The 1,678-nt window shown below is 78.9% G+C and carries 3 protein-coding genes; all 3 read right to left on the reverse strand.

The window, feature by feature from the left end:
- A partial coding sequence (locus tag HLB15_RS23530; RefSeq protein ID WP_171109177.1) for an FAD-dependent oxidoreductase occupies window positions 1-728 on the reverse strand: 728 nt, incomplete at its 3' end.
- On the reverse strand, window positions 725-1,027 hold the full coding sequence (locus tag HLB15_RS23535) for a (2Fe-2S)-binding protein (RefSeq protein ID WP_229785732.1): 303 nt from the start codon (window positions 1,025-1,027) through the stop codon (window positions 725-727). The genes HLB15_RS23535 and HLB15_RS23530, both read right to left, overlap by 4 nt.
- Window positions 1,024-1,678: NAD(P)/FAD-dependent oxidoreductase (locus HLB15_RS23540; protein ID WP_171109179.1), on the reverse strand; the 655-nt coding region annotated here is incomplete at its 5' end. The genes HLB15_RS23540 and HLB15_RS23535, both read right to left, overlap by 4 nt.

Genomic DNA, 1,678 nt, shown 5'->3' on the forward strand with positions numbered 1-1,678 from the left:
CCGGGTCGCCACGGCATGCGGTACCGCGCCAGCTCGGCGGCGTACCCGGCCAGCTCCGCGGCCTTGCCCGGCACGGCGGCCAGCTCCCACGGCCGGGCCAGCCAGCGGGCCAGCGCACCAGCCCGGCTCGCCTCGTGCACGCCCACGACGTGCGCCCCGGTGCGCAGCAGCGACGACGCGACGGGCAGCAGGAAGGGTCCGGACCCCGCGACGACGACCCGGCGCCCGACGGCGACCCGCTCGCCCTTGGCCAGCGCCTGCGCCGCCCCGGCCGTGACGACGCCGGGGAGCTGCCAGCCCGGGAACGGGAGGGTCCGGTCGTGCGCGCCGGTCGCGAGCACGAGGGCGTCCGGCTCGAGCACGAGCCGCTCGCGCCCGAGACCGTCCGGCTCACCCACGAGCACGTGCAGCCGCACGGGGCGGCTGTCGGTCTGGTCGTCGGTGCGGTCGAGCCGGTCCAGCGACCAGACCTGCGCGGACGTCCGCACGGTGACGGCGGGGTGCTCCGCGAGCGCGGCCCGCAGCGCCCCGAACGTGCCCCACCGGTGGTGCAGCACGTGCTCGCTCACGGCGCGCCGGTCGGCGGGCAGGTGCCGCCAGTACTGGCCGCCCGGCTCGTCGGCGGCGTCGAGCACGGTGACCCGCGCCCCGGCGTCCGCCGCGGCGCGCGCCGCGGCCAGCCCGGCCGGTCCCGCACCCACGACGACGACGTGCCGCCCGCCGCTCACGAGACCTGCCGGACCACGACGTCGCCGTCGTGCGCGCGCCGCAGGCAGGCCCGCACGTCGCGCAGGCCGTTGACCTCGACGAGGCAGTCGAAGCACACCCCGATGCCGCAGAAGACGCCGCGTGGGGCGGCGCCGCCGCGGGTCGTGCGCCACGCGCGGCGGCCCGCGCCCAGCAGCACCCCCGCGATGGTCTGGCCGGCGGTCCCGGTCACGGGCTCGCCGTCGACCCACACGGTCAGCGGCCGGTCGGGGCCGGGGCGCGCGGGGTCCGCGCCGGGCGGCATGCGCAGCGACGTCATGCGGGTGCTCCTTCCGTGGTGCGTGCCCGCTCCCGCAGGGCTCGCAGCGTGGGCCGGTCGGCGGCGAACGGCCGCGGGTCGGTCCCCGGTTCCGCGGGAGCGCCCAGCAGCATCGACGCGACGAGGTCCCCCGTCGCGGGTGCCAGGCCGACGCCCGCGCCCTCGTGGCCCGTGGCGAACCACAGCCCGGGCAGCTCCGGGTCGGGGCCGATCACCGGCAGGTGGTCGGGCATGTACGGGCGGAAGCCGAGGTAGGTCCGCATCACGGGCACCTGGGCCAGGAACGGGAACACCGCGACGGCGCGGCGGGCCGTCTGCGCGACGACGTCGGCGCGGGGCCGGTCGTCGAACCCCACCTGCTCGCGGCTGGAACCGATGAGCAGCGTGCCGGCGGGCGTCGACTCGATCACGGCGGAGGTCTGCAGCTCCGCGCCGACCGACTGCGTCGCGGCGAAGTAGTCGCCGTCGTACACCTTGTGCCGCACGCGCCCGGGCACCGGCGTGGTCACCAGCACCGTGCCGCGGCGCGGCCGCACGGGGACCCAGGCGCCGAGCCGCCGCGCGACCTCGCCCGACCAGGGTCCCGCGGCCACGACGACGGCCCCTGCCGCGACGTCGCCCGCCGTGGTGGTCACGCCGGTCACCCGCCCG

The organism is Promicromonospora citrea (genome assembly GCF_013004695.1).
GTDB classification, from domain to species: Bacteria; Actinomycetota; Actinomycetes; order Actinomycetales; family Cellulomonadaceae; genus Promicromonospora; species Promicromonospora citrea.

Coding starts and splice junctions, on each gene's coding strand:
- HLB15_RS23535 (WP_229785732.1), bottom strand. CDS start 1,027: ATGACGTCGCTGCGCATGCCGCCCGGCGCGGACCCCGCGCGCCCCGGC.